Source organism: Paraburkholderia elongata (genome assembly GCF_013177735.1).
GTDB classification, from domain to species: Bacteria; Pseudomonadota; Gammaproteobacteria; order Burkholderiales; family Burkholderiaceae; genus Paraburkholderia; species Paraburkholderia elongata.
The window spans coordinates 84,319-107,191 of the sequence record NZ_WOEZ01000044.1 but is presented as its reverse complement, the minus strand read 5'-3'; the positions used below and the strand labels follow the sequence as shown (position 1 = coordinate 107,191).

General features: G+C 62.5%; 21 protein-coding genes. 6 read left to right on the top strand and 15 right to left on the bottom strand.

Features of this window, described 5'->3' with window-relative positions; translation table 11 throughout:
* Positions 1-9: 9 nt before the first annotated feature.
* From GNZ13_RS10025 to GNZ13_RS10000, 6 genes are all read right to left on the bottom strand, one after another.
* The gene (locus tag GNZ13_RS10025; RefSeq protein ID WP_172162974.1) at positions 10-294 is read right to left on the bottom strand and encodes an MSMEG_0570 family nitrogen starvation response protein; all 285 of its coding nucleotides are present in this window, start codon (positions 292-294) and stop codon (positions 10-12) included.
* A 120-nt stretch (positions 295-414) separates the two neighbouring features.
* Positions 415-1,398, bottom strand: a complete 984-nt coding sequence (locus GNZ13_RS10020; protein ID WP_172162971.1) for a sll0787 family AIR synthase-like protein — start codon at positions 1,396-1,398, stop codon at positions 415-417.
* The gene (locus tag GNZ13_RS10015; protein ID WP_172162968.1) at positions 1,395-1,994 is read right to left on the bottom strand and encodes an MSMEG_0567/Sll0786 family nitrogen starvation N-acetyltransferase; all 600 of its coding nucleotides are present in this window, start codon (positions 1,992-1,994) and stop codon (positions 1,395-1,397) included. The genes GNZ13_RS10020 and GNZ13_RS10015 overlap by 4 nt, the downstream gene beginning before the upstream one ends.
* 2 nt (positions 1,995-1,996) lie before the next feature.
* Complete coding sequence (locus tag GNZ13_RS10010; protein WP_172163201.1) at positions 1,997-3,067, bottom strand: MSMEG_0568 family radical SAM protein; 1,071 nt, start codon at positions 3,065-3,067, stop codon at positions 1,997-1,999.
* On the bottom strand, positions 3,060-4,094 hold the full coding sequence (locus GNZ13_RS10005) for a Nit6803 family nitrilase (protein ID WP_172162965.1): 1,035 nt from the start codon (positions 4,092-4,094) through the stop codon (positions 3,060-3,062). Before GNZ13_RS10005 ends, GNZ13_RS10010 begins: the two co-directional genes overlap by 8 nt.
* 19 nt (positions 4,095-4,113) lie before the next feature.
* On the bottom strand, positions 4,114-4,596 hold the full coding sequence (locus tag GNZ13_RS10000) for an MSMEG_0572/Sll0783 family nitrogen starvation response protein (protein ID WP_172162962.1): 483 nt from the start codon (positions 4,594-4,596) through the stop codon (positions 4,114-4,116).
* A 349-nt stretch (positions 4,597-4,945) separates the two neighbouring features.
* Between GNZ13_RS10000 and GNZ13_RS09995 the strand changes: the two genes are divergently transcribed.
* From GNZ13_RS09995 to GNZ13_RS09985, 3 genes are all read left to right on the top strand, one after another.
* Positions 4,946-6,337: an aminotransferase-like domain-containing protein gene (locus tag GNZ13_RS09995; RefSeq protein ID WP_172162959.1), complete on the top strand. Its 1,392-nt coding sequence runs from the start codon at positions 4,946-4,948 to the stop codon at positions 6,335-6,337.
* A gap of 296 nt (positions 6,338-6,633) precedes the next feature.
* Entirely contained in the window at positions 6,634-8,433 is a 1,800-nt protein-coding gene (locus GNZ13_RS09990; RefSeq protein ID WP_172162956.1) for a methyl-accepting chemotaxis protein, read from the top strand.
* 21 nt (positions 8,434-8,454) lie between these two features.
* Positions 8,455-10,038 (top strand): methyl-accepting chemotaxis protein, encoded by a 1,584-nt coding sequence (locus GNZ13_RS09985; protein WP_172162953.1) that lies wholly within the window; start codon positions 8,455-8,457, stop codon positions 10,036-10,038.
* Here the strand turns inward: GNZ13_RS09985 and GNZ13_RS09980 are convergent.
* The 3 genes from GNZ13_RS09980 to GNZ13_RS09970 all read right to left on the bottom strand — a co-directional run bounded on the left by GNZ13_RS09980 (position 10,035) and on the right by GNZ13_RS09970 (position 12,188).
* Positions 10,035-10,415 (bottom strand): DUF5594 family protein, encoded by a 381-nt coding sequence (locus tag GNZ13_RS09980; protein ID WP_172162950.1) that lies wholly within the window; start codon positions 10,413-10,415, stop codon positions 10,035-10,037. The genes GNZ13_RS09985 and GNZ13_RS09980 overlap by 4 nt on opposite strands.
* A 481-nt stretch (positions 10,416-10,896) precedes the next feature.
* Positions 10,897-11,085: a hypothetical protein gene (locus GNZ13_RS09975; RefSeq protein WP_172162947.1), complete on the bottom strand. Its 189-nt coding sequence runs from the start codon at positions 11,083-11,085 to the stop codon at positions 10,897-10,899.
* Positions 11,086-11,279: 194 nt separating this feature from the next.
* On the bottom strand, positions 11,280-12,188 hold the full coding sequence (locus GNZ13_RS09970) for a LysR family transcriptional regulator (protein ID WP_172162944.1): 909 nt from the start codon (positions 12,186-12,188) through the stop codon (positions 11,280-11,282).
* A 156-nt stretch (positions 12,189-12,344) separates the two neighbouring features.
* Between GNZ13_RS09970 and GNZ13_RS09965 the strand changes: the two genes are divergently transcribed.
* From GNZ13_RS09965 to GNZ13_RS09955, 3 genes are all read left to right on the top strand, one after another.
* Positions 12,345-14,465 carry a 3-hydroxyacyl-CoA dehydrogenase NAD-binding domain-containing protein gene (locus tag GNZ13_RS09965; protein WP_172162941.1) on the top strand — a complete coding sequence of 707 codons (2,121 nt, stop codon included), beginning with the start codon at positions 12,345-12,347 and terminating at the stop codon, positions 14,463-14,465.
* 99 nt (positions 14,466-14,564) lie between these two features.
* Entirely contained in the window at positions 14,565-15,773 is a 1,209-nt protein-coding gene (locus GNZ13_RS09960) for an acyl-CoA dehydrogenase family protein (RefSeq protein ID WP_172162938.1), read from the top strand.
* A gap of 12 nt (positions 15,774-15,785) precedes the next feature.
* The gene (locus GNZ13_RS09955) at positions 15,786-16,916 is read left to right on the top strand and encodes an acyl-CoA dehydrogenase family protein (protein ID WP_172162935.1); all 1,131 of its coding nucleotides are present in this window, start codon (positions 15,786-15,788) and stop codon (positions 16,914-16,916) included.
* A 156-nt stretch (positions 16,917-17,072) separates the two neighbouring features.
* Here GNZ13_RS09955 and GNZ13_RS09950 read toward each other — a convergent pair whose 3' ends face one another.
* The 6 genes from GNZ13_RS09950 to GNZ13_RS09925 form a co-directional block, all read right to left on the bottom strand.
* Complete coding sequence (locus tag GNZ13_RS09950) at positions 17,073-18,059, bottom strand: NAD-dependent epimerase/dehydratase family protein (RefSeq protein ID WP_172162932.1); 987 nt, start codon at positions 18,057-18,059, stop codon at positions 17,073-17,075.
* A 139-nt stretch (positions 18,060-18,198) separates the two neighbouring features.
* A complete protein-coding gene (locus GNZ13_RS09945) occupies positions 18,199-18,930 on the bottom strand; it encodes an ABC transporter ATP-binding protein (RefSeq protein WP_172163198.1) in 732 nt (243 codons plus the stop codon).
* 67 nt (positions 18,931-18,997) lie between these two features.
* Positions 18,998-19,744, bottom strand: a complete 747-nt coding sequence (locus GNZ13_RS09940; protein WP_172162929.1) for an ABC transporter ATP-binding protein — start codon at positions 19,742-19,744, stop codon at positions 18,998-19,000.
* Positions 19,741-20,724 carry a branched-chain amino acid ABC transporter permease gene (locus GNZ13_RS09935; RefSeq protein ID WP_172162926.1) on the bottom strand — a complete coding sequence of 328 codons (984 nt, stop codon included), beginning with the start codon at positions 20,722-20,724 and terminating at the stop codon, positions 19,741-19,743. Before GNZ13_RS09935 ends, GNZ13_RS09940 begins: the two co-directional genes overlap by 4 nt.
* A 1-nt stretch (position 20,725) precedes the next feature.
* Positions 20,726-21,589 (bottom strand): branched-chain amino acid ABC transporter permease, encoded by an 864-nt coding sequence (locus GNZ13_RS09930; protein WP_172162923.1) that lies wholly within the window; start codon positions 21,587-21,589, stop codon positions 20,726-20,728.
* Positions 21,590-21,633: 44 nt separating this feature from the next.
* A complete protein-coding gene (locus GNZ13_RS09925; RefSeq protein ID WP_172162920.1) occupies positions 21,634-22,815 on the bottom strand; it encodes an ABC transporter substrate-binding protein in 1,182 nt (393 codons plus the stop codon).
* Positions 22,816-22,873 lie beyond the last annotated feature (58 nt).

Genomic DNA, 22,873 nt, shown 5'->3' with positions numbered 1-22,873 from the left:
AATAAGCGCCTAGCTGAATTCGATAACCTTGACGGTCGCCTCTGGGTGATCGCGAAAGCGCTCGGCGTCGCGTTCGATCTGCGCGAGCTGATCCATGGCCGCGGAGCAGGCAAAGCCGTACTTCTTGCGCACGCGCTCCGACGCAATATCTAGCGCCTGCCGCGAACGTTCCACGAAATCGTCCAGCGCATACGCCTCGCCAGGTTTGAAAAAATCGCCAATGACGAGCGACGGCGAATAACAGTTCGCTTCATCGCCATCAGGCCATTGAATCCGAAAGTGCATGACAGGCATCGCAAATCCTCAATCGATCAATGAATGGCCAACGCGCGGGTTGCAAGCAATTGGCTGTATACGTCGACGTGACGCCGCGCGGGTTGACCGAATGCGTCAGCAACGCGATACGCAGCGTGTTCATCGCGGACCGTCCTTCGCCACCATGAACGGTTCGCGATCGAAATCCCACAACACCGCAGCCTCATCGTGCTGACGCAATACCACTTCGGACGTCGCATCGACCGAACCGATCACGGCGCATGCGAGCGAACGCGAATCGAACTGGGCCTGCACTGCGTCCACCTGCTCTTCCCGAACCGATAGCAGATAACCGAAGCTCGGAAATGCGGTGACCCAACGCTCCAACGAAACGCCAGCAGGCTTCGGAATACGATCGAGATCGATCCGTGCCCCCACCCGCGAGCACTCGAGCAACATCAGCGCCGTGCCGAGTGTGCCGGCCATGCTGATGTCTTTCGCCGCGTCGCACAGGCCAGTTTCCGCTAACTGCGCAAGCAGTTCGAGATCTGCTCTCAAACGGTCAGGCGGCGCATCCACCGAGGCATTCCAGAACGGATACGGTTCCTCGAAGCGGCCGCGCAAATCGACGGCCATCATCAACCGGTCACCGGGTTTCGCATTGAAACTCGACAGCAGCGCTTTCGCGCGCCCCACAATCGACACTGCCAGTTGCGCCGCATCACTGCGCGTATTCGTATGACCGCCTACGATCGGCACGCCATAAGCGACGGAAGCCGCCGCCATGCCTGCGAGCACGTCCTCTGCCGCGCCGATTCCTCGACTCCATAACGCATCGACCACCGCCAGCGGCCGTCCACCCATCGCGCAGATATCGCTGACGTTGACCATCACGCTGCTGTAGCCGGCGAACCATGGCATCGCGCTCACGAAATCGCTGACCATGCCTTCGATTGCGAACAGCAGGTAGCCATCGCCATCGGCAATGGCCGCGCAGTCGTCGCCAAGCGCGACGGCCTGCGCGAGATCGCGCGTGCCGCCAGGCAGACGCCGTGCGAGCGAGCCGACCACATCGACGATATCCGTCTTGTGCCGAAATCCGCGACTCTCGCGCAAGCTCGCAACGAGATCGGCCACGCTCATGCCGCGCTCCGTGCAGAAGCCAGGCCGTGCGGTTGCGTGTGAGTTACGAAGCCGCCATACGGCGTCACACACGGCGGATACCAGTCCAGTTGGGACTGCATCAGATGATGCGGTCGCCCCAACAACATTTCTTCGGCGAGCACATCCCAATGCATCGCGCGGAAAAGCGGCACGTTCTGGCTCTGCACATGCGCGAGGAAAGTCTCGCAGCCGAGCGCATGGGCGCTGCTCACCGCGAGACGAATTAGCGTCGCGCCGATCTTGCCGTGGCGGCGAAATGCGGCATGCACGGCCAGGCGCGAACCGAACCACACGTTGCCCTCGTCGCGATGAATCCGCACCGTACCGACCACCTGCTCCGGCATGCCGGCCACACAGCTCACTGCAACGAGTTGCTGCGCGTGGCTGTCGATATCGTCTCGATCGTCTCCGACGAAAATGCCCTGCTCGATGCAAAACACCGCGCGCCGCAGCCTGTACGCTCCGTCGGCCTCCCAATCGAGCGTCGTCCACTTGATGCGGAATTCGCTCGGCGCATAGGGCGCAAACCCCACTTCGCCATCCAGCGCTTCGCCTGCAATCGCTTCGCCGAACATGATCACTCCTCGTACGATGACAGCGACGAACACGCGCCGCATTTGCCACAACCCGCCTTGATATCGATGGAGCGCATCGCGGCAGCATTCAGCATTGCACCGAGCGGTTGCAGAACCGACTTCATGAATTCAGGCGTGGGCGCCGGATGATCTTCGAGCGGCGTACCGCTGATGGGCACGAAGGGCACGACGAACGGATAGACGCCGAGTTCGATCAATTCGCGCGACGTCGCCAGAATCGCCTCCGCACTATCGCCGAGACCGGCGAGTATGTACGTACTCACCTGGCCGCGCCCAAACACGGCAACCGCCGCTTTGAAGGCCGCCATGTAGCGCGCCAGCGGCACACTCGCTTTGCCCGGCATGATGCGTTCCCGCAATGCAGGCGTCACCACTTCGAGATGCATGCCGAGCGTATCGATGCCGCTCGCTTTCATGCGCGCGAACCAGTGGTCGTCGTCGGGCGGCTCGCATTGCGCCTGGATCGGCAGATCGACCGCCGCTTTGATGGCGAATGCGCTTTCGCACAGAATCTGCGCGCCGCGATCGGATGTGGGCGGCGTGCCGGTGGTCAGCACCATATGCTTGACGCCGTCGAGCAACACGGCTGCGCGCGCCACTTCGGCCAATTGCTCCGGCGTTTTGCGCGCAATCGTGCGGCCTGCCGCGAGCGACTGCCCAATCGCGCAGAACTTGCAACTCTTGCGACGGCTCTCGTAGCGGATGCAGGTTTGCAGCACCGTCGTGGCCAGCACGTCCGCACTGTGCAACGCGGCAATGTGCGAGTAAGGCACACCGTCGAGCGTCTGCATGCCGTAAAAGCGCGGTGCTTTGGGAAAGCTGATATTGGCAATCGGAATCGTGCCGCGCAGCAACGCGCTCGATCCATTTGCATTCGGCGTCTGCGCGACGAACGGCGAGTGCCATGCGGTGCTCGTATGCACCGGCACCATGATCGTCACGCCGTCGACCGTGACCGCCTTGTGGTCCGAGGGCCCCGCGCCGCCACGCCGGCTCGCGGCGCCCGCATCCGGAGACACGAGCCGCAAGCCGGCCGACTGCAATTCAGTCATCAATTGCCGGCTCGCTGCCGACAGTGTCTCGCTGGAGTTCATCGCACCATCCCTCGTTTGAATTAAAGCCGGTGCTCGAAGCACTGGACCAGGCCGGCATCGGCGCGACGGTTTCCGCCGGCCGCCGGTTGATCGCAAGACTGAGCAATTCAGGCCGCGCGTAGTGGCCGACCGAATCCATCATGCGTTTGCGCTTGGTGATCAGGCTCATGTCGAGACCGGCAATCACCATGCCCTCGCCCTCACGCAGCGGTTGGGCCAGATGCTGTCCTTCAGGCGACACGATTGCGGTATTGCAGCCGCCGCGCAGCGCCTTCTGCAAATTCGTATCGGACGTAACGGACGCAATCTGCGCTTCGCTCAGCCAGCCCGTTGCATTGACCACGAAACAGCCCGACTCCAGCGCGTGATGCCGGATCGTCACCTCGATCTGCTCGGCGAAGACCGGCCCCACCAGCGAGCCGGGAAACTGGCTGCAATGAATCTCTTCGTGCTGCGTCATCAATGCATAGCGCGCGAGCGGGTTGTAATGCTCCCAGCAGGCGAGCGCACCGACGCGCGCCACCGCCGTTTGCGCGACTTTCAAACCGGCCGCGTCGCCCTGCCCCCAGATCATCCGTTCATGAAACGTCGGCGTGATCTTGCGGCGCTTGAGCAGCAGTTGGCCGTCCACGTCGAAGATCAACTGCGTGTTGTAGAGGCTGCCGTGATCGCGCTCGTTGACGCCGAGCACCACCACCATCCGATGCAAACGCGCCCGTTCGGCCACCGCTTGCGTCACCGGGCCCGGCACGATCACGGCTTCCTCATAGAGCTTCATGTGATCGGCGCCGGAAGCAACCGGCGGACGCACGAAAGAAAAGTATGGGTAGTACGGCACGAAGGTCTCTGGGAACACGATCAGCTGCACGCCTTCACGCGCCGCTTTCTCAATGGCCTCGCATACCTTCTCGAGGGTGCCGCCGCTGCGTTCGAAGTCCGGTGAGATCTGGACTGCGGCCGCACGCACGATGCGTTTGTCGGACATAGTGGTCACCCGCCTCTCGTCAAACCGTCCACGTGTGGATGATCAGCGCGTTGTCCTTGCGATGAAGCAGCTGGATATCAAGCACGTCGAGCGGACTGATCGGGCGAATGCCTTCGATCAGCGATGCCTCGCCGTGCCCGTACAAGGCTTGCAAGGCGAAGCGGCAGGCGTACACCTTGCCGCCCTCTTCCATGAACTTCATCAGTTGCTTGTTGAAATTCAGATGGCCGGGGAACGCTTCGTCGCCGAGCGTTGGAAAGCCGCGTTGCAGACCGAGCGTGACACCTGGTCCATAAAGCAGTACCGACGTTTCGAAGCCTTTGCGTTGCAAACGCGTGGCCTGCAACATATTGACGAAGCCGATCGAACCTTCGAACGCGACCGTGTGAAAAGTGACGAGCGCCTTCTCGCCAGGTTCGGCCTTCACGTCTTCAAAGACTTTCTCTTCGTAGTCGACAAGGTAGTCACCTTTCTGATGCAACGGTTTGTTGACGGCTGGCATGACACTCTCCGATCAGGTTTGCTAATTAAAAGATGGCGCGTTCAATGTGTGCGCGCTTCTCTTAACGCAACGGCCGTGCCATTGATCGGCTACGCAAATGCGATCAATCAGCAATCAATTCGGCCTCGATTCGACATGCGACGCGAAAATTTCTTTGGCGCGAAGGTTGCATACAGCCGAGGCGTCGCGAGCAACCGCCCTCAACCCCGCGATATCGCACCAGCCGGGTGCGGTTTGCCGATAAGGACGTGTCGGCGTGGTGCACTCATTCACCACGGACGATCAATCCGATCATTGATCGCATTCAAATCCGATCAATGCTCACCACCTCCATCCGAAGCCCAACGCAATGAGCAGCCCGACACATCACTGGATCAAACGCCTCGCCGACATCCGCAAGCCGGCCTACCTCGCGATTCCCGATCTGATCGAAGAAGATCTCGCCACCGGCCGCCTGCGTCCGCGCGACCGCTTGCCGGGACTGCGCGATCTGGCCGAAGCACTCGCGCTGAACTACACGACGGTGGCACGCGCGTATGCGGAAGCGCGCAAACGCGGCCTGCTCGATTCGCGCGCCGGCAGCGGCACCTTCGTGCGCGGCCGCACAGCGACCTTGCCGCTGACCGGCGGCAGCAGCATCGAGATGTCGATGAACACGCCACCCGAGCCGCCCGACTACGCTGCTCGTCTGCGCGATTCGGCGGCCCGCCTGATGAGCGACAGCGATCCCTATCAGTTGCTGCGTTATCAAGACTTCGGCGGCTCCGCCGCCGACAAGGACGCGGGCGCCGAATGGCTGAAGCGGCGCGTACCGAATTGCGCCGCGCAGAACGTGCTGGTGTGCCCCGGCATCCATAGCGCGCTGGTGGCGCTCGTCTCGCAGTTGGCGCGGCCCGGCGGCACGATCTGTCTCGACGCGCTGGCTTACCCCGGCATCAAGGCGATTGCCGCGCAACTCGGCGTGCGTCTGCAAGCCCTGCCGCGCGACGACGAAGGCCCGCTCGCCCACGCATTCGAAGCGCTCTGCAAGACCGACAAGCCGAGCGCGTTCTATTGCAATCCGACGCTGCAAAACCCGAGCACGCTGACGCTCACGCACAAACGGCGCGAGGCGCTCGCCGACGTCGCGTTGCGCTACAGCGTCCCGATCATCGAAGACGATGCGTACGCGATGTTGCCGCAAAGTGCGCCCGATGCGCTCGCGAGCCTCGCGCCCGAACTGACTTACTACGTGACGGGTTTATCGAAGAGCCTCGGTGCGGGTCTGCGGGTCGCGCATCTGCACGCGCCGACTGCCAGACAAACACAACGTCTCGCCGGCGCATTGCGCGCGACGACGGTGATGGCGAGTCCGTTCACGGTCACGCTTGCGACACAATGGATCGTCGACGGCACCGCGCTCGATATGCTCAACGCAATCCGCAATGAATCACGCGCACGCCAGGCGATTGCATCGCGCATGCTCGAAGCGTGGCCTTACGAAGCGCATCCGGACGGCTTTCATCTGTGGTTGCCGGTGCCGGTGGAAAGCGGCTGGAGTACTTCCGAACTCGCATTGCAACTGCGCAACCAGGGCATCGCCGCGGTTGCGGGGGCGGCGTTTTCCACCGACGGCAATCCGCCGAACGCAATGCGCGTGTGCCTCGGTGGCTCAAAGACGCGCGACGAATGCGAAGAGGCGCTGCGCATCGTGGGCGAGACGCTCGATCACCCACATCATCTGCATTCTCCGGTGATGTGAAATCATCCGCCTGCATCGGTACATAGCGTCACATAGCGTCATACCCACCATTATCGTCATACGAATACGGCGCCCCGCAACCATTGCCAAGGCGCTGTTTCGGCATCCATTGAAAACCCCGCATCGCGCGAGAAAGTGTGTAGCATCGCGGCGCGCCGCCACAAGCGGCGTTGCCGGCCGCCGTCAGAAACTGAAAGCATTACCCGCTCAAGTCCCCACTGCCCAGGCCGTATACCGCGTATGAGGCCCCCGCCTCACCGACAACGGTTCACTGCTTACTCCGAAAGACTCCCGACATGTTCTCCTCCATTCGCGCGCGCATCGTCGCCCTGTGCGTCGCCATCGTTGTGGTCGCGCTCGCTGCTAACGCTGTTCTCAACTATGTCGTCGCCAACTCGTATAACGCCGATGCAATCGAAAGCAGTTTGAACGCTGTCGAAAGCGGTCGTGCAGACGGTATCGAAGACTGGATCGCCTCCAATAGTCAGATGATCAACTCGCTGCAGGACGCCGTGCTACAACCCGATCCGTCCGCCGCGTTGAAGCAGATCGCCGCGGCCGGCAAGTTCACCAACGTGTACGTCGGCTACGCGGACAAGACGGCGAAGTTCTCCGATCCGACCGGCATCCCGCCTGACTACGATCCGACCGGCCGCCCCTGGTACAAGCAGGCCGCCGCAGCCGGCAAACCGGTGGTGACGCCGCCGTATGTGGACGTGGGCACGGGCAAGCTGGTGGTCGCATTCGCCGCGCCCGTGGTGCGCGATGGCGCGGTGAAAGGCGTGGTGTCCGGCGACGTCGCGATGGACAGTGTGATTGCCAACGTCAAGGCGATTCATCCGACACCCGCGAGCTTCGGCATGTTGATCGACGCGAGCGGCCATATCGTCGCGCACCCGGACGCCAAGCTAACCTTGAAGCCGGCGTCGGACCTCGCACCTGCTCTCATCGGCGACAAGCTCGCCGCGCTCTTCAGCACCGAGCACCCTGTCGAAGTCGACGTAAACGGCAGCACGAAGCTGCTGCGCGCCGAGGCCATTCCCGGCACCGACTGGTACGCGGTCGTCGCGCTCGACAAATCGGAAGCGACCGCGGGCATGCGATCGCTGTTGACCGCCTCGGTCATCGCCTTGATCGTGATTGCCGCTATTGCCGCCGCAATCGTGGCCGCGGTCACCGCCGTGTCGTTCCAGCGTCTCTCGAAAGTACGCGACGCGATGGACGCGATCGGCTCGGGCGAAGGCGATCTGACACAACGTCTGCCGGCCGCCGGCAACGACGAAGTCGCGCAGATCGCGCGCTCGTTCAATACCTTCATCGACAAACTCAGCCACGTGATGCGCCAGATTCGCGACGCCAGCGAATCGGTGCGCGTGGCCGCGAATGAAATCGCCGCGGGTAACGTCGATCTGTCGGGCCGCACCGAATCCGCTGCGGCCAGCCTGCAACAGACCGCTGCGTCGATGGAAGAAATCACCTCGACGGTCACGCAGTCGGCCAGCGCCGCGAAGCAGGCCGACGATACCGCCGTGTCCGCATCGCAGGTCGCTTCGCGTGGCGGCGTGGTGATCTCCGACGTGATTACGACGATGGGCGAGATCGAACAGGCGTCGGTGAAGATCTCCGACATCATCGGCGTGATCGACGGCATTGCGTTCCAGACCAACATCCTCGCGTTGAACGCGGCGGTTGAAGCGGCGCGTGCCGGCGAACAGGGCCGCGGTTTCGCGGTGGTGGCCGGCGAGGTGCGCAGCCTCGCGCAACGCAGCGCGCAGGCCGCGAAGGAAATCAAGGCGCTGATCGAAGCGACCGTGGCGAGCGTGACCTCCGGCTCGGGCCAGGTCCGCCAGGCCGGTGAGACGATGACGGAGATCGTCAACAACGTCGCCAACGTGACAACCATCATTTCCGAAATCACCCAGGCAGCCAACGAGCAAACGCGCGGGATTCAGGAAGTCAACCGCGCGGTCAGCCAACTGGATGAAATGGTTCAGCAGAACGCCGCACTGGTCGAGGAATCCACGGCGGCGGCCGCCGCGTTGCAAAGCCAGGCCGTGAGTCTTGCCACTGCCGTCACGCAATTCAAGCTGGACTAAGGTACGCCAAAGGAAATCGCAGTGACGTTCTATAGAAATCTGAAGATCGCTGTTAAGTTGGCGCTGCTCGGCGCGGTGCTGCTTGCCGCGACGATGGTGGTGGGTCTGGAAGGCTGGCACGCACTGTCGAATACCCATGCGTTGCAAATCCAGTCCGCGCAAACGCTCAGCCAGTATGCGCAAGCTGCCGACACGGCACGCGTCGCGCAGGTCGAATTCAAGAAGCAGGTTCAGGAATGGAAAGACCTGCTGCTGCGCGGGGCTGATCCGGCTGCGTTCGCCAAGTACCGTGACGCCTTCAGCAAAGAAAGCGGCACGACGCACTCTGCCTTGCTGCGACTGAAGGATCAACTGAGTGCATTGGGCGCTAACGTCGACGGTGTCGACAAGGCGCTCGCCACGCACGCCTCGCTGCAGGACAGCTACCTCGGCGCGCTCAGCCACTATGACGCGGCCGATCCGAATACGGCACACGTTGTCGACGGTTTGGTCAAAGGTATCGACCGCGCGCCGACCGCCGCTATCGACGGTATTGTCGCCGCGGTGATGCAGCAGGCGCAAGACTCCAACGTGCGCACGGGCGATGCCGCAGAACGCGCGTACACGCTCGCCTGCGTGCTGCTTCTATCGGTCGTGATCTGCTCGCTGGGCGTGGGCACGTTCGCAATCTGGTTCCTGAGCCATAGCATCACAGTGCCGGTCAGGCAATCGGTCGGTGTCGCGCAAGCGGTTGCGGCAGGCGATCTGCGCGCCGACGTCGCCGTGGTGAGCCGCGACGAAACCGGCCAGTTGCTGGTCGCGCTCAACGAAATGAATCAGCGCTTGCGGCATATCGTCAGCGAGATTCGTGAAGGCGCGAACACGATTTCGTCAGCGACGCAGGAGATCGCCGCGGGCAACCTCGATCTGTCGGCACGCACCGAACAACAGGCCGCGTCGCTCGAAGAAACCGCCGCCTCGATGCAGCATTTCACCGACTCGGTTCAGCGCAACGCCAGCAACGCACGCGAGGCCACCACGCTCGCGCAAACCGCGGCGCAAGCGGCACGCGACGGCGGCGTCGTGATGACCGATGCGGTGCGCACAATGGGCCAGATCGACGCGGCGTCCAAGCGTATCGTCGATATCATCGCGGTGGTCGAAGCGATTGCCGCGCAGACCAATATTCTGGCGCTCAACGCGGCTGTTGAAGCGGCGCGTGCCGGCACGCAAGGGCGCGGCTTCGCGGTGGTCGCGAGCGAAGTGCGCAGTCTGGCTCAACGCTCGGCCGATGCCGCGCATGAGATCAAGGCGCTGATTCACGAGTCGGTCGCCACGATCGACGCCGGCACGCAGTTGATCAACCATGCAAGCAATACGATGGACGGCGTGGTGCAAAGCGCGGGCAGCGTGACGCGCATCGTCGAGGCGATCGCGACGGCCAGCGTCGATCAGGCAGCGGGCATTGCGGAAGTGAACGATGCGGTCACGCAGATGGATCAGGTGACGCAGAGCAACGCGGCTTTGGTCGAGCAGGCGGCTGCGGCTGCCGATGCGGTGCAGAGCAAGGCATCGGGTTTGGTGCAAAGTGTGAGTTTCTTTCGGATCGGTGCGGCGGCGTCTTAAGAGCCGAAATCGAGGCCGCCGATCAATACCACCGGCTCGGCCTGGGTGTGCGAGAGAAAATCCAGTTCGCGTACGTGGCGCCAGGCTTGGAGCTTGCGCGGCAATGCAGCCAGATAGCTGGTGAAGCGCGCTGGGCCTTCTGTGCCCATTAGACGTTCGATTTCGTCGCTGTCCCAGGTGAGGAACAGATTCAAGGGGTATGGGTAGTGGCCCAGGCCTTCGAGCGGTGCTGCGTGGATCCGTACGCGGGTGGGGTGGCCGTGGCCGCCGTAAGGCAGTACTTCGGTGTGGACAGTGGTGGCGAAGCATGCGGCGATTGCCTCGGCGATGCGGGGCGCAAACTGGTCATCGAAACGGGCGGCACTCTCTGGGCTCATCTATGTCTCCGACGTTTTTCGCAACGAGCGAAGCATCGTAGCATGCGGGACTGGCCGCGTTCGCTGATGAGGCGGGGTGTGTGTATACCGTTCGGCAGGATTCTGTGCATCTTGCGCGAGTTGCGAATCCTTGATCTGGATTTCTTGGCCTTTCCTTGAATTCTTATTGGTTTATTAGCGTCGCCCCTGTGCGGGGCAGGCACTTACTTTCTTTGCCGCCGCAAAGAAAGTAAGCAAAGAAAGCGGCTTCCCACCGCTAATTCTTAAGCGGGTCCCCCGCGCAGTTGCGGTAGTGGTACATCTGGAATCCGTGCCCTCGCACATTCGACGTTAGTGACAAAGGATTCATCAGCTCCCACTCCGCACTGCGTGCGTCGCGGATGGGTTTGCCACGGAAACCAGCGGGGTGGGTCAGCACGGTGGGCACGGGCGGTCGCCGTCACCGGCATAGTCGGCACGAGCGAATGCAAGGCGTGCGTGCTCACCCCGCGCGTTTGTTTCGTTGCGCGCGATTTGCGCGCCAGCGAATCAAGAAGCTGATCAGTACGGCGAAGCCCGCGGTGGCCGCGTAGCCGGCGAGGCGAATGGCTTCCTCGCCCGGAAGACGCGAGACCAACACAATGACAATGGCGATTGCAAGCAGAGCGAGAAATGCGATTGTCCATTTCATTTCCGTCTCCCCTGAAGTTTGATGTGCTACCAGGCGCACGGCTATCTCGCCGTTTTGTTAAGCATACCCGTGAGTGAGGCAACGGTGCTGGTGCTGCTTTCTTCTGCACGCCAACGCGGTGAGTCCATCCTTGCTCCGTTCCCCTGCCGCGCACAGACCATCAGCGCGCCGAAGAAAAATTGCTTCATTGCAGCTCAAGCTGCGACCCCTCTTCCACTTCCGCGCGCCTGTTCCAGAATGAACTCGATAAAACTCGCCGCCGCCCGCGTGTGATGGCGATTCGGCATATAGAGCATGTACATATTCGTACCGAAGATGCTTAAGCGCCATTCATCGAGCGCCGTCACCACATCCCCACGACGTAGGTCGTCCTGCACCACGTAATCGGGCACCAGACCGACGCCCAGGCCGGCCAGCACCGCCTGGCGCAAGAACAGAAAGTTCTCGGAAATAATCGTCGGCTCCAGCAGCACTTCGTGGCGCTCGTCGCGCAGATAAGCCGCCAAGCGCAACTGCCTGCCGACCACCGCCGACGTAATCAACGGTGCCGTGCGCAGATCATCGAGCCGCACTGGCATACCACGGTTTTCGGCAAACTCCGGCGAAGCGCAGGCAACGTATCGCACCGGCCCCATGTCGCGCGCGACGAGATTCTGCGGCGGTTCGGACATCACCCGCACCGCAATGTCGACCTCGTCGCGCATCAGATCCTCAACGCGATTCTCGAACATCACATCCAGCACGATGCCCGGGTAAAGACGCTTGAACGCGATCAGCCAATCTGACATCACCAGCTGCCCGTAGCCGCTCGGCACACTCAATCTCACCCGCCCCTGCAAGCTCTGCCCAAGCGTGGTGACCGACTCGCGCGCGGCCAGCAGCGCGTTCTGGATCGTGCGGCCATGCTCGTATAACTGCAGACCGATTTCGGTCGGCTCGACCCGGCGCGTGGTGCGCCTCACCAGTTGCAGCCCGATCGAGCGCTCCAGCTGGTTCAAGTGGTAACTCACGTTCGCACGGCTCATTTTCAGCCGGCGCGCGGCTTCGCTCAGGTTGCCCGCATCAAGGATATCAACCAGCAGGGTCAGCGAATTGACGTCCATAACATGGCCTTTGTCAAAATAATTTTGACAGTCTGTCAATGGACTATGCAATTGTCAATAAACCTTGACCAACCGACAATCGGAGAATTCGCCAGACCCGATGTGCCTTGATCTGCCCCGATTTGGCCCGGTAACAAACAGTCAGGAGACGACACGATGACCCTCACCCCTTCCGCCGACGTTGTCATGCGCGAATTGCGCGGCAAAGTCCTGCTAGTCACGATCGACCACGCGCCAGTCAACGCCTTGTCCGCCGACGTGCGGCGCGGCCTGCTCGCCGCCATTGAAGCCGCGGATGCCGACAAGGCCGTCGAAGCGGTGCTGATCGTAGGCGCGGGGCGAAACTTCATCGCGGGTGCGGACATTCGCGAGTTCGGCAAGCCGCCGGTGCCGCCGTCGCTGCCGGACGTGTGTGACCGCATCGAGGCGTGTGCGAAGCCGGTGGTGGCGGCCATTCACGGCGCCGCGCTCGGTGGCGGTCTGGAAGTGGCCCTCGCGGCGCACTACCGGCTCGCGGTGGATGGCGCGAAGCTCGGTTTGCCCGAAGTGCAACTCGGCCTGCTGCCGGGCGCAGGCGGCACGCAGCGTACGCCGCGCCTGATCGGCGCGCAGGCCGCCCTCGACCTGATCCTGAGCGGCCGCCACGCCGGCGCGAAAGAAGCGCTCGCGCTCGGCCTCATCGACCGGCTCGGCAGCAGCGACGATATCCTCGCTGAAGGACTCGCCTATGTGCACGAACTGCTGGCCGCTCACGCGCCCGTGCGGCGCGCTCGCGATGCCGCAGCGCTGAGCGACCGCGCCGCGAGCCTCGCCGCCGTCGCCGCGGCTCGCGCGGAAACGGCGAAGAAATCGCGCGGTCTGTTCTCCCCGCTCAAAATCGTCGATGCCGTAGAAGCCGCCGTAGAACAGCCTTTTGAAGACGGCCTGCGGCTCGAACGCAAACTGTTCCTGGAATGCATCGACAGCCCGCAGCGTGCCGGGTTGATTCACGCGTTCTTTGCCGAACGCGAAGTGCTCAAAGCGCCCGAAACACGCAGTGCAAAACCACGCGCGCTGAACAAGATCGGCGTGGTGGGCGGCGGCACGATGGGCGCGGGTATCGCCGTCGCGGTGCTCGATGCAGGCTTGCCGGTGACGATGATCGAACGCGACGACGCGTCGCTCGCACGCGGCCGCGCGCACATCGAAAAAGTCTACGACGGCCTGATCGCCAAAGGCCGCATGAGTGCGCAGAAGAAAGCCGACGTGATGACGCGCTGGCATGGCAGCACCTCGTACGACGCACTCGCCGACGCCGATCTGGTGATCGAAGCCGTATTTGAAGACCTGTCGGTGAAAAAGGCCGTGTTCGCCGAACTCGATCGTGTCTGCAAAGCCGGCGCGGTGCTGGCCACCAACACGTCGTATCTCGACATCGACGCGATTGCGGCCAGCATTTCACGCCCCGCGGACGTGATCGGCCTGCACTTCTTCTCCCCCGCCAACATCATGAAGCTGCTGGAAGTGGTGGTGCCGAAGCAGGTCAGCGCGGACGTGGTCGCCACTGCGTTCGAACTCGCGAAGAAGCTGCGCAAAACGCCGGTGCGTGCCGGCGTGTGCGACGGTTTCATCGGCAATCGCGTGCTGGCGGTGTATCGCAGCGCGGCGGACGCGATGATGGAAGACGGCGCGTCGCCCTATCAGATCGATGCGGCAGTGCGTGCGTTCGGCTTCCCGATGGGTCCATTCCAGGTGGTCGATCTGGCGGGCGGCGACATTGGCTGGGCGACGCGCAAGCGGCGCGCCGCCACGCGAAACCCCGAAGCACGCTACGTGCAGATCGCCGACCGTCTTTGCGAACGCGGCTGGTTCGGCCAGAAGACCGGCTGTGGTTTTTATCTGTACCCCGAAGGTTCGCGCACCGGCACGCCGGACCCCAAGGTCGAGGCCATCATCGAAGCCGAGCGTGAACGCGCCGGTGTCACGCCACGCACTTTCACCGACGAAGAAATCATGCGCCGCTACATGGCCGCGATGATCAACGAAGGCGCCAACGTCGTGCATGAAGGCATCGCACTTCGGCCGCTCGATGTCGACGTGACCTTCCTCTATGGCTACGGCTTTCCGCGTTATCGCGGCGGTCCGATGAAATACGCCGATACGGTGGGCCTCGCCACGGTTCTCGCGGACATCCGCGAGTTCGCCAAAGAAGACCCGCTGTTCTGGCAAGCGTCGCCGCTGCTGGTCGAACTGGTTGAGCGCGGTGCCGATTTCGCGAGCCTCAATCAGTCAGCTTGAGACGGCACGTCATTTGGAGCATTCTCGGCCGATGGCGGCCTGATCGCCCGTCGGTCCACCGGTTCGCTGACCCATTGAATATCGAGGAAAGAACCCGCTATGGATCTGAACTTCACACCTGAAGAAGAGGCTTTTCGCACCGAGGTGCAGCGTTTTTTGCGCGACAAGCTCCCGCAGCGTCTCGCCGACAAAGTACACGGCGGCCGCCGCCTCACGCGCGACGACATGGCCGAGTGGCACGCGATTCTCAACGCGCAAGGCTGGCTCGCCAATCATTGGCCGACTGAGTACGGCGGCCCGGGCTGGAACGCTGTGCAGAAATTTATCTTCGAGAATGAATGCGCATTGGCGGGCGCACCGCGTGTCGTGCCGTTCGGCGTCAACATGCTCGGCCCGGTGCTAATCAAATACGGCAACGAGGCGCAAAAACACCACTGGTTACCGCGCATTCTCGATGGCTCGGACTGGTGGTGCCAAGGCTACTCGGAACCGGGCGCGGGCTCGGACCTCGCCTCGGTCAAGACCACCGCGGTACGCGGCAGCGACGCGCAAGGCGAGCACTACATCGTCAACGGCCAGAAGACGTGGACCACGCTCGGCCACTACGCGAACATGATCTTCTGCCTCGTGCGCAGCGCCACCGACGTGCGCAAGCAGGAAGGCATCAGCTTCCTGCTGATCGACATGAATACGCCAGGCGTCGAAGTGCGCCCGATCATCACGCTCGATGGCGAGCACGAAGTCAACGAAGTGTTTTTCACGGACGTACGCGTGCCCGTCGAGAACATCGTGGGCGAAGAGAACAAGGGCTGGACCTACGCCAAATACCTGCTCACGTATGAACGCACCAATATCGCGGGCGTCGGCTTCTCGGTGGCCGCGTTTAATCGGCTGCGCAAGATCGCCGCGAAACAGCAGCGCAACGGCCGGCCACTGGCGGATGATCCTTCGTTTGCCGCACGCATGGCGCGCGTCGAGATCGATCTGGAGAACATGAAGACCACCAACCTGCGCGTGATCGCGGCGGTGGCCGGCGGCGGCGTGCCGGGCGCAGAGAGTTCGATGCTGAAGATTCGCGGCACTGAGATCCGCCAGGAAATCTCCTCGCTCACACGCCGCGCGATGGGGCCGTATGCGCAGCCGTTCGTCGAGGAAGCCTTGTACGATGGTTTCGAAGGCACACCAGTCGGCCCCGACGAAGCGGCGAGCGCCGCCTCGCTTTACTTCAACAACCGCAAGCTGTCGATCTTCGGCGGCTCCAACGAAATCCAGAAGAACATCATTTCCAAAATGATCCTGGGACTGTAAGGGGCACACGCCATGAATTTTCAGCATACCGAAGACCGCCGCATGCTGGCGGATACGCTCAACCGTTTTGTCACTGAGCAATACGGCTTCGAAACGCGCGACCGGATTGCACGCTCGGCGGAAGGCTTCAGCGCCGACCTTTGGAATCGATTCGCAGAACTCGGCATTATCGGCGCGTTGTTCGACGAAACGGAGGGTGGCTTTGGCGGCGGCGGCTTCGATATCGCGGTCGTCTTCGAGAGTCTGGGTCGCGGGCTCGTGGTCGAGCCGTTTCTCGATACGCTAGTCGTCGGCCAGGCGATCACGCGTGGCGGCAATGAAACGCAAAAGGCTGCGCTTGCCGATTTGATCGACGGATCCCGGATCGTTGCGCTCGCGCACGGCGAGCCGGAAGGCCACTACGAACTATCACGCGTGACGACTCGCGCAGAACGCAACGGCGGCGAGTGGAAGCTGAATGGCGCGAAAGCGGTCGTTCAGCAAGGCGAGAACGCTTCGCTCTTTCTCGTCTCCGCGCGCACGGACGGTGCCGACGATGAAGAAGCCGGCATCACGCTCTTTCTCGTGCCTCGCGACGCCGCGGGTGTCAGCGTGCGCGGCTATCGCAAGATCGACGGCGGCCGCGCGGCCGAGGTCTCATTCGACAACGTCACACTGGCCGACGACGCATTGCTCGGCACGGCCGGCGAAGGTTTTGCGACGCTCGAATACGCGATCAGTTGCGGCGTGCTTGCCTTGTGCTCCGAAGCGGTCGGCGCGATGGACGTCGCGAAAGACTACACGCTTGAATACTTGCGCACACGCAAGCAGTTCGGCGTGCCGATCGGCAGCTTCCAGGCATTGCAACATCGGATGGCAGACCTGCTGCTTGAGATCGAGCAGGCGCGATCGGCGGTGATCAACGCGGCTGCCGCGCTTGGGGCTGAGCGCACCGTGCGGGAACGGGCGGTTTCGGCGGCGAAATACAGTATTGGCAGGATTGGGGCACTAGTCGCCGAGGAATGTATTCAGTTGCATGGCGGTATCGGCATGACGTGGGAGTTGCCGCTGGCTCACTATGCGAAGCGGCTCGTGATGATCGACCATCAACTGGGGGATGAGGATCATCACCTCGAGCGGTATATCGCGCTCGGCAGAGGTTGAAACCTGGTTTCCAGCCTTTCTCCGAATCAGCGCCGCTATGGCGGTTTGCCAGCGGCGCTGCCCTCGCCCGTTTCAACATCCGGTTCGGCGGCTCTGGGCGAAGAAGACGATCACCTCGGCGTGTTCAAGACAGTCTTCCGTCCTTCTTCCTTGACGTCACATCTCGTGGGTGCGCAGCCAGTCGGCGTACTCCGCAATCGCGCGCTCCATGGAATATCTCGGCGCATAGCCAAGTTCGTGGCCGATGCGCGAAATGTCCATGTAGAAGTTGCCCATGCTCACCTCGCGGCCCGGACCGACCTCCGACGGCTGCGCCGCGGGTCGCAGCCGGATCTCGAAGCCGGGAATCGCCTTCTCCACGGCGCGCGCAATCTCCCCATAGCTCGTTGCACGTCCGCTCCCGAGGTTGTAGATATGGTGCTGCAATGTCGGCGCTCGAACAATGAGGCCCATGCCGTATGCGATATCTTTCACGTACGTCTGGTCGTAACCGTCGCTCTCCACAGGCACCCCGCCGCCCTTTGAAAAATCAGGCGTGGCTCCAGAAAGGCCCGCCTTGATGAGGCGACTGGGCAGGTTGAGGAACGTGCGATAGGCGGGTCCGAACATGCCGCTGCATCGCACGGTCACGATGTTCAGACCTTCCTGGCGCCGGTACAAATTGGCGACGACCTCGAGCGTCTTTTTGGCCCACGACTGCACGATGAAGTTGTCGTCGTCTTCCTGCAGGGGCACCGGCATGTCCTCCTTCAAAGGCATGCATTCGGGGCCAAGCCCCCAATAGGCATCCGACGAACTGGTGAGCACGACCCGCTCGACGCCGTTCAGCTTCGCTGCCTCGAGCAGGTTCAGCTCCGCAGTGACACGCGCTCGTACTTCAGCCGAAGGCGCCAGCAGCTTTGGCGCATATCCCGAAGTGTCGACGACGACCTTGGGTTTGTACTTCGCCACCACGCCCATCACCGCGTAGGGGTCCGTAAGATCGAGATACTCGACGAACGCCTGCTTGCGCTCAACGGCGTCCGCCATGAGCAGCGGTGCGTGTCGCCGCATGCCTGTGACGACCACACGCTCGCCGTTCTCGATAAGATCGAGGGCCGTGTGCTGTCCGAGCATACCGGTGCCGCCGAATACGATGATCATAGCTACCACTCTTCCTATAGATTGGGTTACCGCCGCGAGTCGAACGGCGACATGTCGACGAAAGGACGCGCTTCGAACTCCTGCGGGCGACGGTTCGAGCGCAGAAGACGCGACTTCATCGATAGAATCAACATGCGGGTCAAGCGGAGACGCCAAGAAGGCGGTCCATCAGCCGCGGGTTGCCGAGTAGTTCGCTACTCAACCCGCTGTGCACGACGCTGCCGTGATCGATCACGGCGCAGCGCTCCGAGTGGGCAAGTGCGAGGTCGAACTTCTGCTCGACCAGCACGATCGTCATATCGCTTTGGAGCTGCATACGATCGATGGCAGTGAGCATCTCCTGCACGATCAGAGGGGCGAGCCCTTCAACAGGCTCGTCGAGCAGGAGCAGTGACGGGTTGGTCATCAGGGCCCGTCCGAGCGCGAGCATTTGCTGTTCGCCGCCGGAAAGCTGGTTGCCGTAGTTGCGTCGACGCTCCTCGAGCCGGGGAAACAGGCTGTAGACGCGCTCAGTGTCCCACGTACCCTCGCGGTGCACGACGGTCAGGTTTTCCTCGACGGTCAGCGATGAAAAAATCTCTCGCTGCTGCGGCACCCAAGCGATGCCGTGGCGATTGCGCAGATGCGCAGGCAGGCCGTCGATGCGCTTGCCATCGAACCAGATCTCGCCCGCATGGTGTGTCGTGAGGCCGATAATCGATTCGATCAGCGTGGTCTTGCCGACGCCGTTGCGGCCGATCACGACCAGCGTTTCCCCACGGTGCACCGAGAGGTCCAGGTCGTGCAGCACGCGGGCGGGCCCATAACCTGCGCACAGCCCGCGCAACTCAAGTAGCGCCCGCTTCGATGCCGCGGGCTCGTACCTCTCCATGCCGGGCGCGCTCGCATTCGCACTCGCGCTGGCGCCTGTCGCGGCATCGGGCGAGACGGTCATATCCTTAGCTTCCAAGGTAAGCTTTCCTCACGCGTTCATCCGCACGCACTTCGTCGGGCGTTCCCTGAGCGATCATGTCGCCACCTGCGAACACCGAAACGCGATCGGCATAACGAAACACAAGGTGCATGTCGTGCTCGATGAAGAGGACCGTCGTCTCGCCCGCCAGGTTCGACAACTGGTCGAAGAGTGCCACGCCCTGAGCAGTGGACAAACCGGCGGCCGGTTCGTCGAGCAACAGCACGCGCGGCCGCATGGCGAAGGCGAGCACAACCTCGAGCACGCGCTGCTCACCGTACGACAGCGTCTGAGTAGGGGTGAGCGCGGCGTCAAGCAGGCCGAAGCGATTGAGTAGCGCAGACGCTTCATCGATCTGGCTCGTCATGCGGCTGACAGGACGCCACGATGGGCGCGCGAGTCCTTGGCGTTGACACAGCGCCAGCACCACGGACTCCAAAGGGTTCAGTGCGGGGAACAGTGTATTGATCTGAAACGTACGCACGAGACCGTACCGCACGCGCTGATGCGGCGTGGTATCCGTTACGTCGCGGCCGTCGAGCAGTAGATGCCCCGCCGTTGGCTTGAGCAAGCCTGTCACCAGGTTCACGAAAGTGCTCTTACCCGCGCCGTTCGGCCCGATGATCGCGTGGCGCTCGCCGCGCCGCATCGAAAAATTCAGCCGGTCGAAGATTTTCAGCCCGCCGAACGCCATCTTCAGGTCTCTCGTCTGCAGCACAATATCGGCGCTCATGCCCGCCTCCCTCGCAATTGCTCCACACGGCCGACAAGCGTGGGAAGCACGCCCTTGCGGAACGTCGCTACGATCAGCACCAGCAACAGCCCGATCCAGAAGTACCAGTAGATCGGGTTGAACGCCGATAGCAGGTCGCGCAGCAAGATGAACACCGTCGCACCGATGAAGCCGCCGTACAGGATGCCGGTACCGCCTATCACAAGCATCACCAGCACGTCGGCCGAACGCGTAAACGCCAACGCTTCGGGCGACACGAACTGGCCGGCCTGGGTTAGCAGCGCACCCGCAATCCCAGCTAGCATGGCCGACAGGCCGAATACGACGGTGACGTCGTGCTCGATCGGCGTGCCCAACATGATCATCCGGCGCGGGTTCTCTCGCGCGCCGAGCAGGGACAGTCCGAAGGATGATTTCACGAGGGCGCGTACCCCCAGGAAGCACAGCAGCACAACGAAGAATATGTACAGGTAGGCGGTGCGGCCGATCATGTCGAAGCGGAACAGGCCGAGTACGGGGGCGATCTCGATGCCTTGCAACCCGTCATCCCCGCCGGTGAGGCCCGTGGAGCGATCCACGAAGTCGAACAGGATCATGTTGAGGCCGAGCGTGACCATCAGCAGGCCGACGCCATGCAACTTGCGCACGATGCGACCGGTCACGAGCCCCGTAAGCCCCGCTGTCAAGCCCGCTATCAACAAGCCACTGATCGGCTCGGTCCAGCCGTGCTGGCCGAGAAGGCCGGCCGTATACGCGCCGATCCCGAAGAAGGCCGCGTGACCGAGCGACGGGATGCCCCGGTAGCCGAGCAGCAGATCCAGCGAGAGCGCAAATAGGCCCCAGGCCAGGATCTGCGACAGCAGCACCAGGTTGCAGCCCGGAATAAAGAAAAGGCCGAGCCAGGCGGCCCAGAATACGAGTTCCCAACGGCTCACGCGGGAGCGCGACCGGAAGTAGCCAGCGATGTCAGGACGAGTCATGTTAGACCTTCTTGCCGAGCAGGCCCTGCGGTCGCCACAACATGACGAGCACCGTCAGGACATAGATGGACAGGCCGGCGGCCTCGGGCAGGTAGTACTTGCCCACGACGTCGGCCACGCCGATAAGCACCGCTGCGAGCAGCGTGCCGAAGATGTTGCCCGTGCCGCCAACCGAGACGACGATCAGCACGTAGACCAGATAGCGCAGCGGGAAGTTGGGATCCAGGCTCAGCAGGTTCGCCGATAACGCGCCGCCGAGGCCAGCCAACCCGCCACCCAACGCAAAGGTCAACGAGAAGACCGCCCCAGTGTTCATTCCGCAACCGGATGCGGCGCGGCGGTTGTCGACGCATGCCCGCACCTTGGCGCCGAACCGTGTGCTCTCGATCCCCAGCACCATTGCCATCGCGATGAGCACGCCCGCGACAATCAGGAAGATGCGGTAGCGCTCGAGGTCGAGCCCGAACACGTGCGCTTGCCCACTGAGCCAGGCCGGCACCGAGACCGGCCGGAATGATGGCCCCCAGATGAAGGCCACCGACGAGATCGACATAAAGACCAGGCCGAGCGTCAGTAGTACCTGGGTTAGATCGTCGGCCTCGTAGAAGTGGCGCAACACCAGCCACTCCAGAACCGCGGAAAACGCTCCGACGGCAACGAATGCGAGTGGCAGGCTCGCCAGGAATGGAATGCCCAGCACATTCATCGCGCTGACCATCACGTAGCCGCCGAGCATCGAGAAGCTGACCTGAGCCAGATTCATGAACTGCATCATCCCCATCGTGACGGACAGGCCGACGGCCATGACGAACAGCAGTGCACCGTAAGATAGCCCGTTGAACAGCAGGGTCACAATAGTCGTCATAGCTGCTCTCGAGTTTGGAGTGGTCGTTGTCTCATCGCTACCGATCACTTCGCCGATACGTCCTTGAAGGTCTCGATTTCGACGTTCTGCAACGCCCCGTCGCGCTTATCGACACGGCGGATATACACGTTCTGCGTGACGTCGCCGGAGACCCTGTCGATGGCGAGAGGTCCGCGCGGACTCTCGATCGAGCGGCCCTTCACGAAGGCCATGAATTTGTCGGCGTCGAACGGGGCATTCTTCTGCGCGGCCATGCCGTCGTAAATCAGCCTCATGGCGTCCCACACGGCGACGCTTCCAGTTGTGACGCGCGGCGTCTTGCCAAACTCGGCTACGTAATCGGTCACGAACTGCTTGTTGGGTGCGGAGTCGTGCGCCGTGGAATAGACCCCTGCGGTCACGAGGCCGACGCTTGCATCACCCGCCGCATCGATGACGCTCTCGTCGCTCATGTCTCCCGTCCCGAGCAACTTGATGTTGCGGCTCTTGAGGCCGGAGTCGGCGTAGGCCTTGAGGAACTGCGGCACCAATTCGCCGATCGGGAAGAAAGCGAACACAGCGTCGGGTTGCGCATCCTTGATGCGCTGCATGTAGCTGGAGAATTCCGGGCTGCGCAGCGGCACGCGCGCCGTGCCGGCAACCCGTCCGCCGAGATCGGTGAACGTCCTGGTGAAGGTAGTCTCCGTGTCGTGGCCCGGTGCAAAGTCCGCGACCACGATAAACGGGTTCTTCACGCCGTTCTCATGTGCCCACTGCGCTATCGGCCGCACGGACTGCGGGATAGAGAAGAAGGTCCGCACGTAGTACGGCGAGCGCGCGACGATACCCTGCGTCGCGGCGCCGGTAATGAACGTCGGAACCTTACCTTCCGTGACAAGCGGCGCGACCGCCAGCACGTTCGGGGTGAAGTCCGGCCCAATGAGGACGTTGATCTTGTCGCGCACGATGAGTTCCTGCACAAGGCGCTTGACCACTTCCGGGTTCGGGCCGGTCGTGTCGCGCTTGACGAACTCGATCTTCTTTCCGCCGGCCGTCGTGCCGTTCTTCTGCTGGAACAGCTTGATGACGTTGTCCGCGACCTGCCCCGTCATCCCGGATGCGCCCGAGTAGGTGAAAAGCAGGCCAATCTTGACGGTCTCTTGCGCTCGGGCCGGGCTCATGAAGGCGAGGCCCGAGGCGGCCGCACAGGCGAGCATGGCGAGCGCGAAACGAAAGCTGCGACGCATGGATGTCTCCGTTGGAGCAAGAAAGAGAGGCAATCTGATTAGAGGTCGAGCTTCGGCT

What these genes read in the sequence shown, in the direction of transcription:
- GNZ13_RS09980 (WP_172162950.1), bottom strand. Translation starts at nt 10,415, where the DNA reads ATGAGCCCAGAGAGTGCCGCCCGTTTCGATGACCAGTTTGCGCCCCGC.
- GNZ13_RS10020 (WP_172162971.1), bottom strand. Translation starts at nt 1,398, where the DNA reads ATGAGCGTGGCCGATCTCGTTGCGAGCTTGCGCGAGAGTCGCGGATTT.
- GNZ13_RS09955 (WP_172162935.1), top strand. Translation starts at nt 15,786, where the DNA reads ATGAATTTTCAGCATACCGAAGACCGCCGCATGCTGGCGGATACGCTC.
- GNZ13_RS10015 (WP_172162968.1), bottom strand. Translation starts at nt 1,994, where the DNA reads ATGTTCGGCGAAGCGATTGCAGGCGAAGCGCTGGATGGCGAAGTGGGG.
- GNZ13_RS10005 (WP_172162965.1), bottom strand. Translation starts at nt 4,094, where the DNA reads ATGTCCGACAAACGCATCGTGCGTGCGGCCGCAGTCCAGATCTCACCG.
- GNZ13_RS10000 (WP_172162962.1), bottom strand. Translation starts at nt 4,596, where the DNA reads ATGCCAGCCGTCAACAAACCGTTGCATCAGAAAGGTGACTACCTTGTC.
- GNZ13_RS09960 (WP_172162938.1), top strand. Translation starts at nt 14,565, where the DNA reads ATGGATCTGAACTTCACACCTGAAGAAGAGGCTTTTCGCACCGAGGTG.
- GNZ13_RS09950 (WP_172162932.1), bottom strand. Translation starts at nt 18,059, where the DNA reads ATGATCATCGTATTCGGCGGCACCGGTATGCTCGGACAGCACACGGCC.
- GNZ13_RS09975 (WP_172162947.1), bottom strand. Translation starts at nt 11,085, where the DNA reads ATGAAATGGACAATCGCATTTCTCGCTCTGCTTGCAATCGCCATTGTC.
- GNZ13_RS10010 (WP_172163201.1), bottom strand. Translation starts at nt 3,067, where the DNA reads ATGACTGAATTGCAGTCGGCCGGCTTGCGGCTCGTGTCTCCGGATGCG.
- GNZ13_RS09935 (WP_172162926.1), bottom strand. Translation starts at nt 20,724, where the DNA reads ATGACTCGTCCTGACATCGCTGGCTACTTCCGGTCGCGCTCCCGCGTG.
- GNZ13_RS09940 (WP_172162929.1), bottom strand. Translation starts at nt 19,744, where the DNA reads ATGAGCGCCGATATTGTGCTGCAGACGAGAGACCTGAAGATGGCGTTC.
- GNZ13_RS09995 (WP_172162959.1), top strand. Translation starts at nt 4,946, where the DNA reads ATGAGCAGCCCGACACATCACTGGATCAAACGCCTCGCCGACATCCGC.
- GNZ13_RS09965 (WP_172162941.1), top strand. Translation starts at nt 12,345, where the DNA reads ATGACCCTCACCCCTTCCGCCGACGTTGTCATGCGCGAATTGCGCGGC.
- GNZ13_RS09970 (WP_172162944.1), bottom strand. Translation starts at nt 12,188, where the DNA reads ATGGACGTCAATTCGCTGACCCTGCTGGTTGATATCCTTGATGCGGGC.
- GNZ13_RS09990 (WP_172162956.1), top strand. Translation starts at nt 6,634, where the DNA reads ATGTTCTCCTCCATTCGCGCGCGCATCGTCGCCCTGTGCGTCGCCATC.
- GNZ13_RS10025 (WP_172162974.1), bottom strand. Translation starts at nt 294, where the DNA reads ATGCCTGTCATGCACTTTCGGATTCAATGGCCTGATGGCGATGAAGCG.
- GNZ13_RS09930 (WP_172162923.1), bottom strand. Translation starts at nt 21,589, where the DNA reads ATGACGACTATTGTGACCCTGCTGTTCAACGGGCTATCTTACGGTGCA.
- GNZ13_RS09925 (WP_172162920.1), bottom strand. Translation starts at nt 22,815, where the DNA reads ATGCGTCGCAGCTTTCGTTTCGCGCTCGCCATGCTCGCCTGTGCGGCC.
- GNZ13_RS09945 (WP_172163198.1), bottom strand. Translation starts at nt 18,930, where the DNA reads ATGGAGAGGTACGAGCCCGCGGCATCGAAGCGGGCGCTACTTGAGTTG.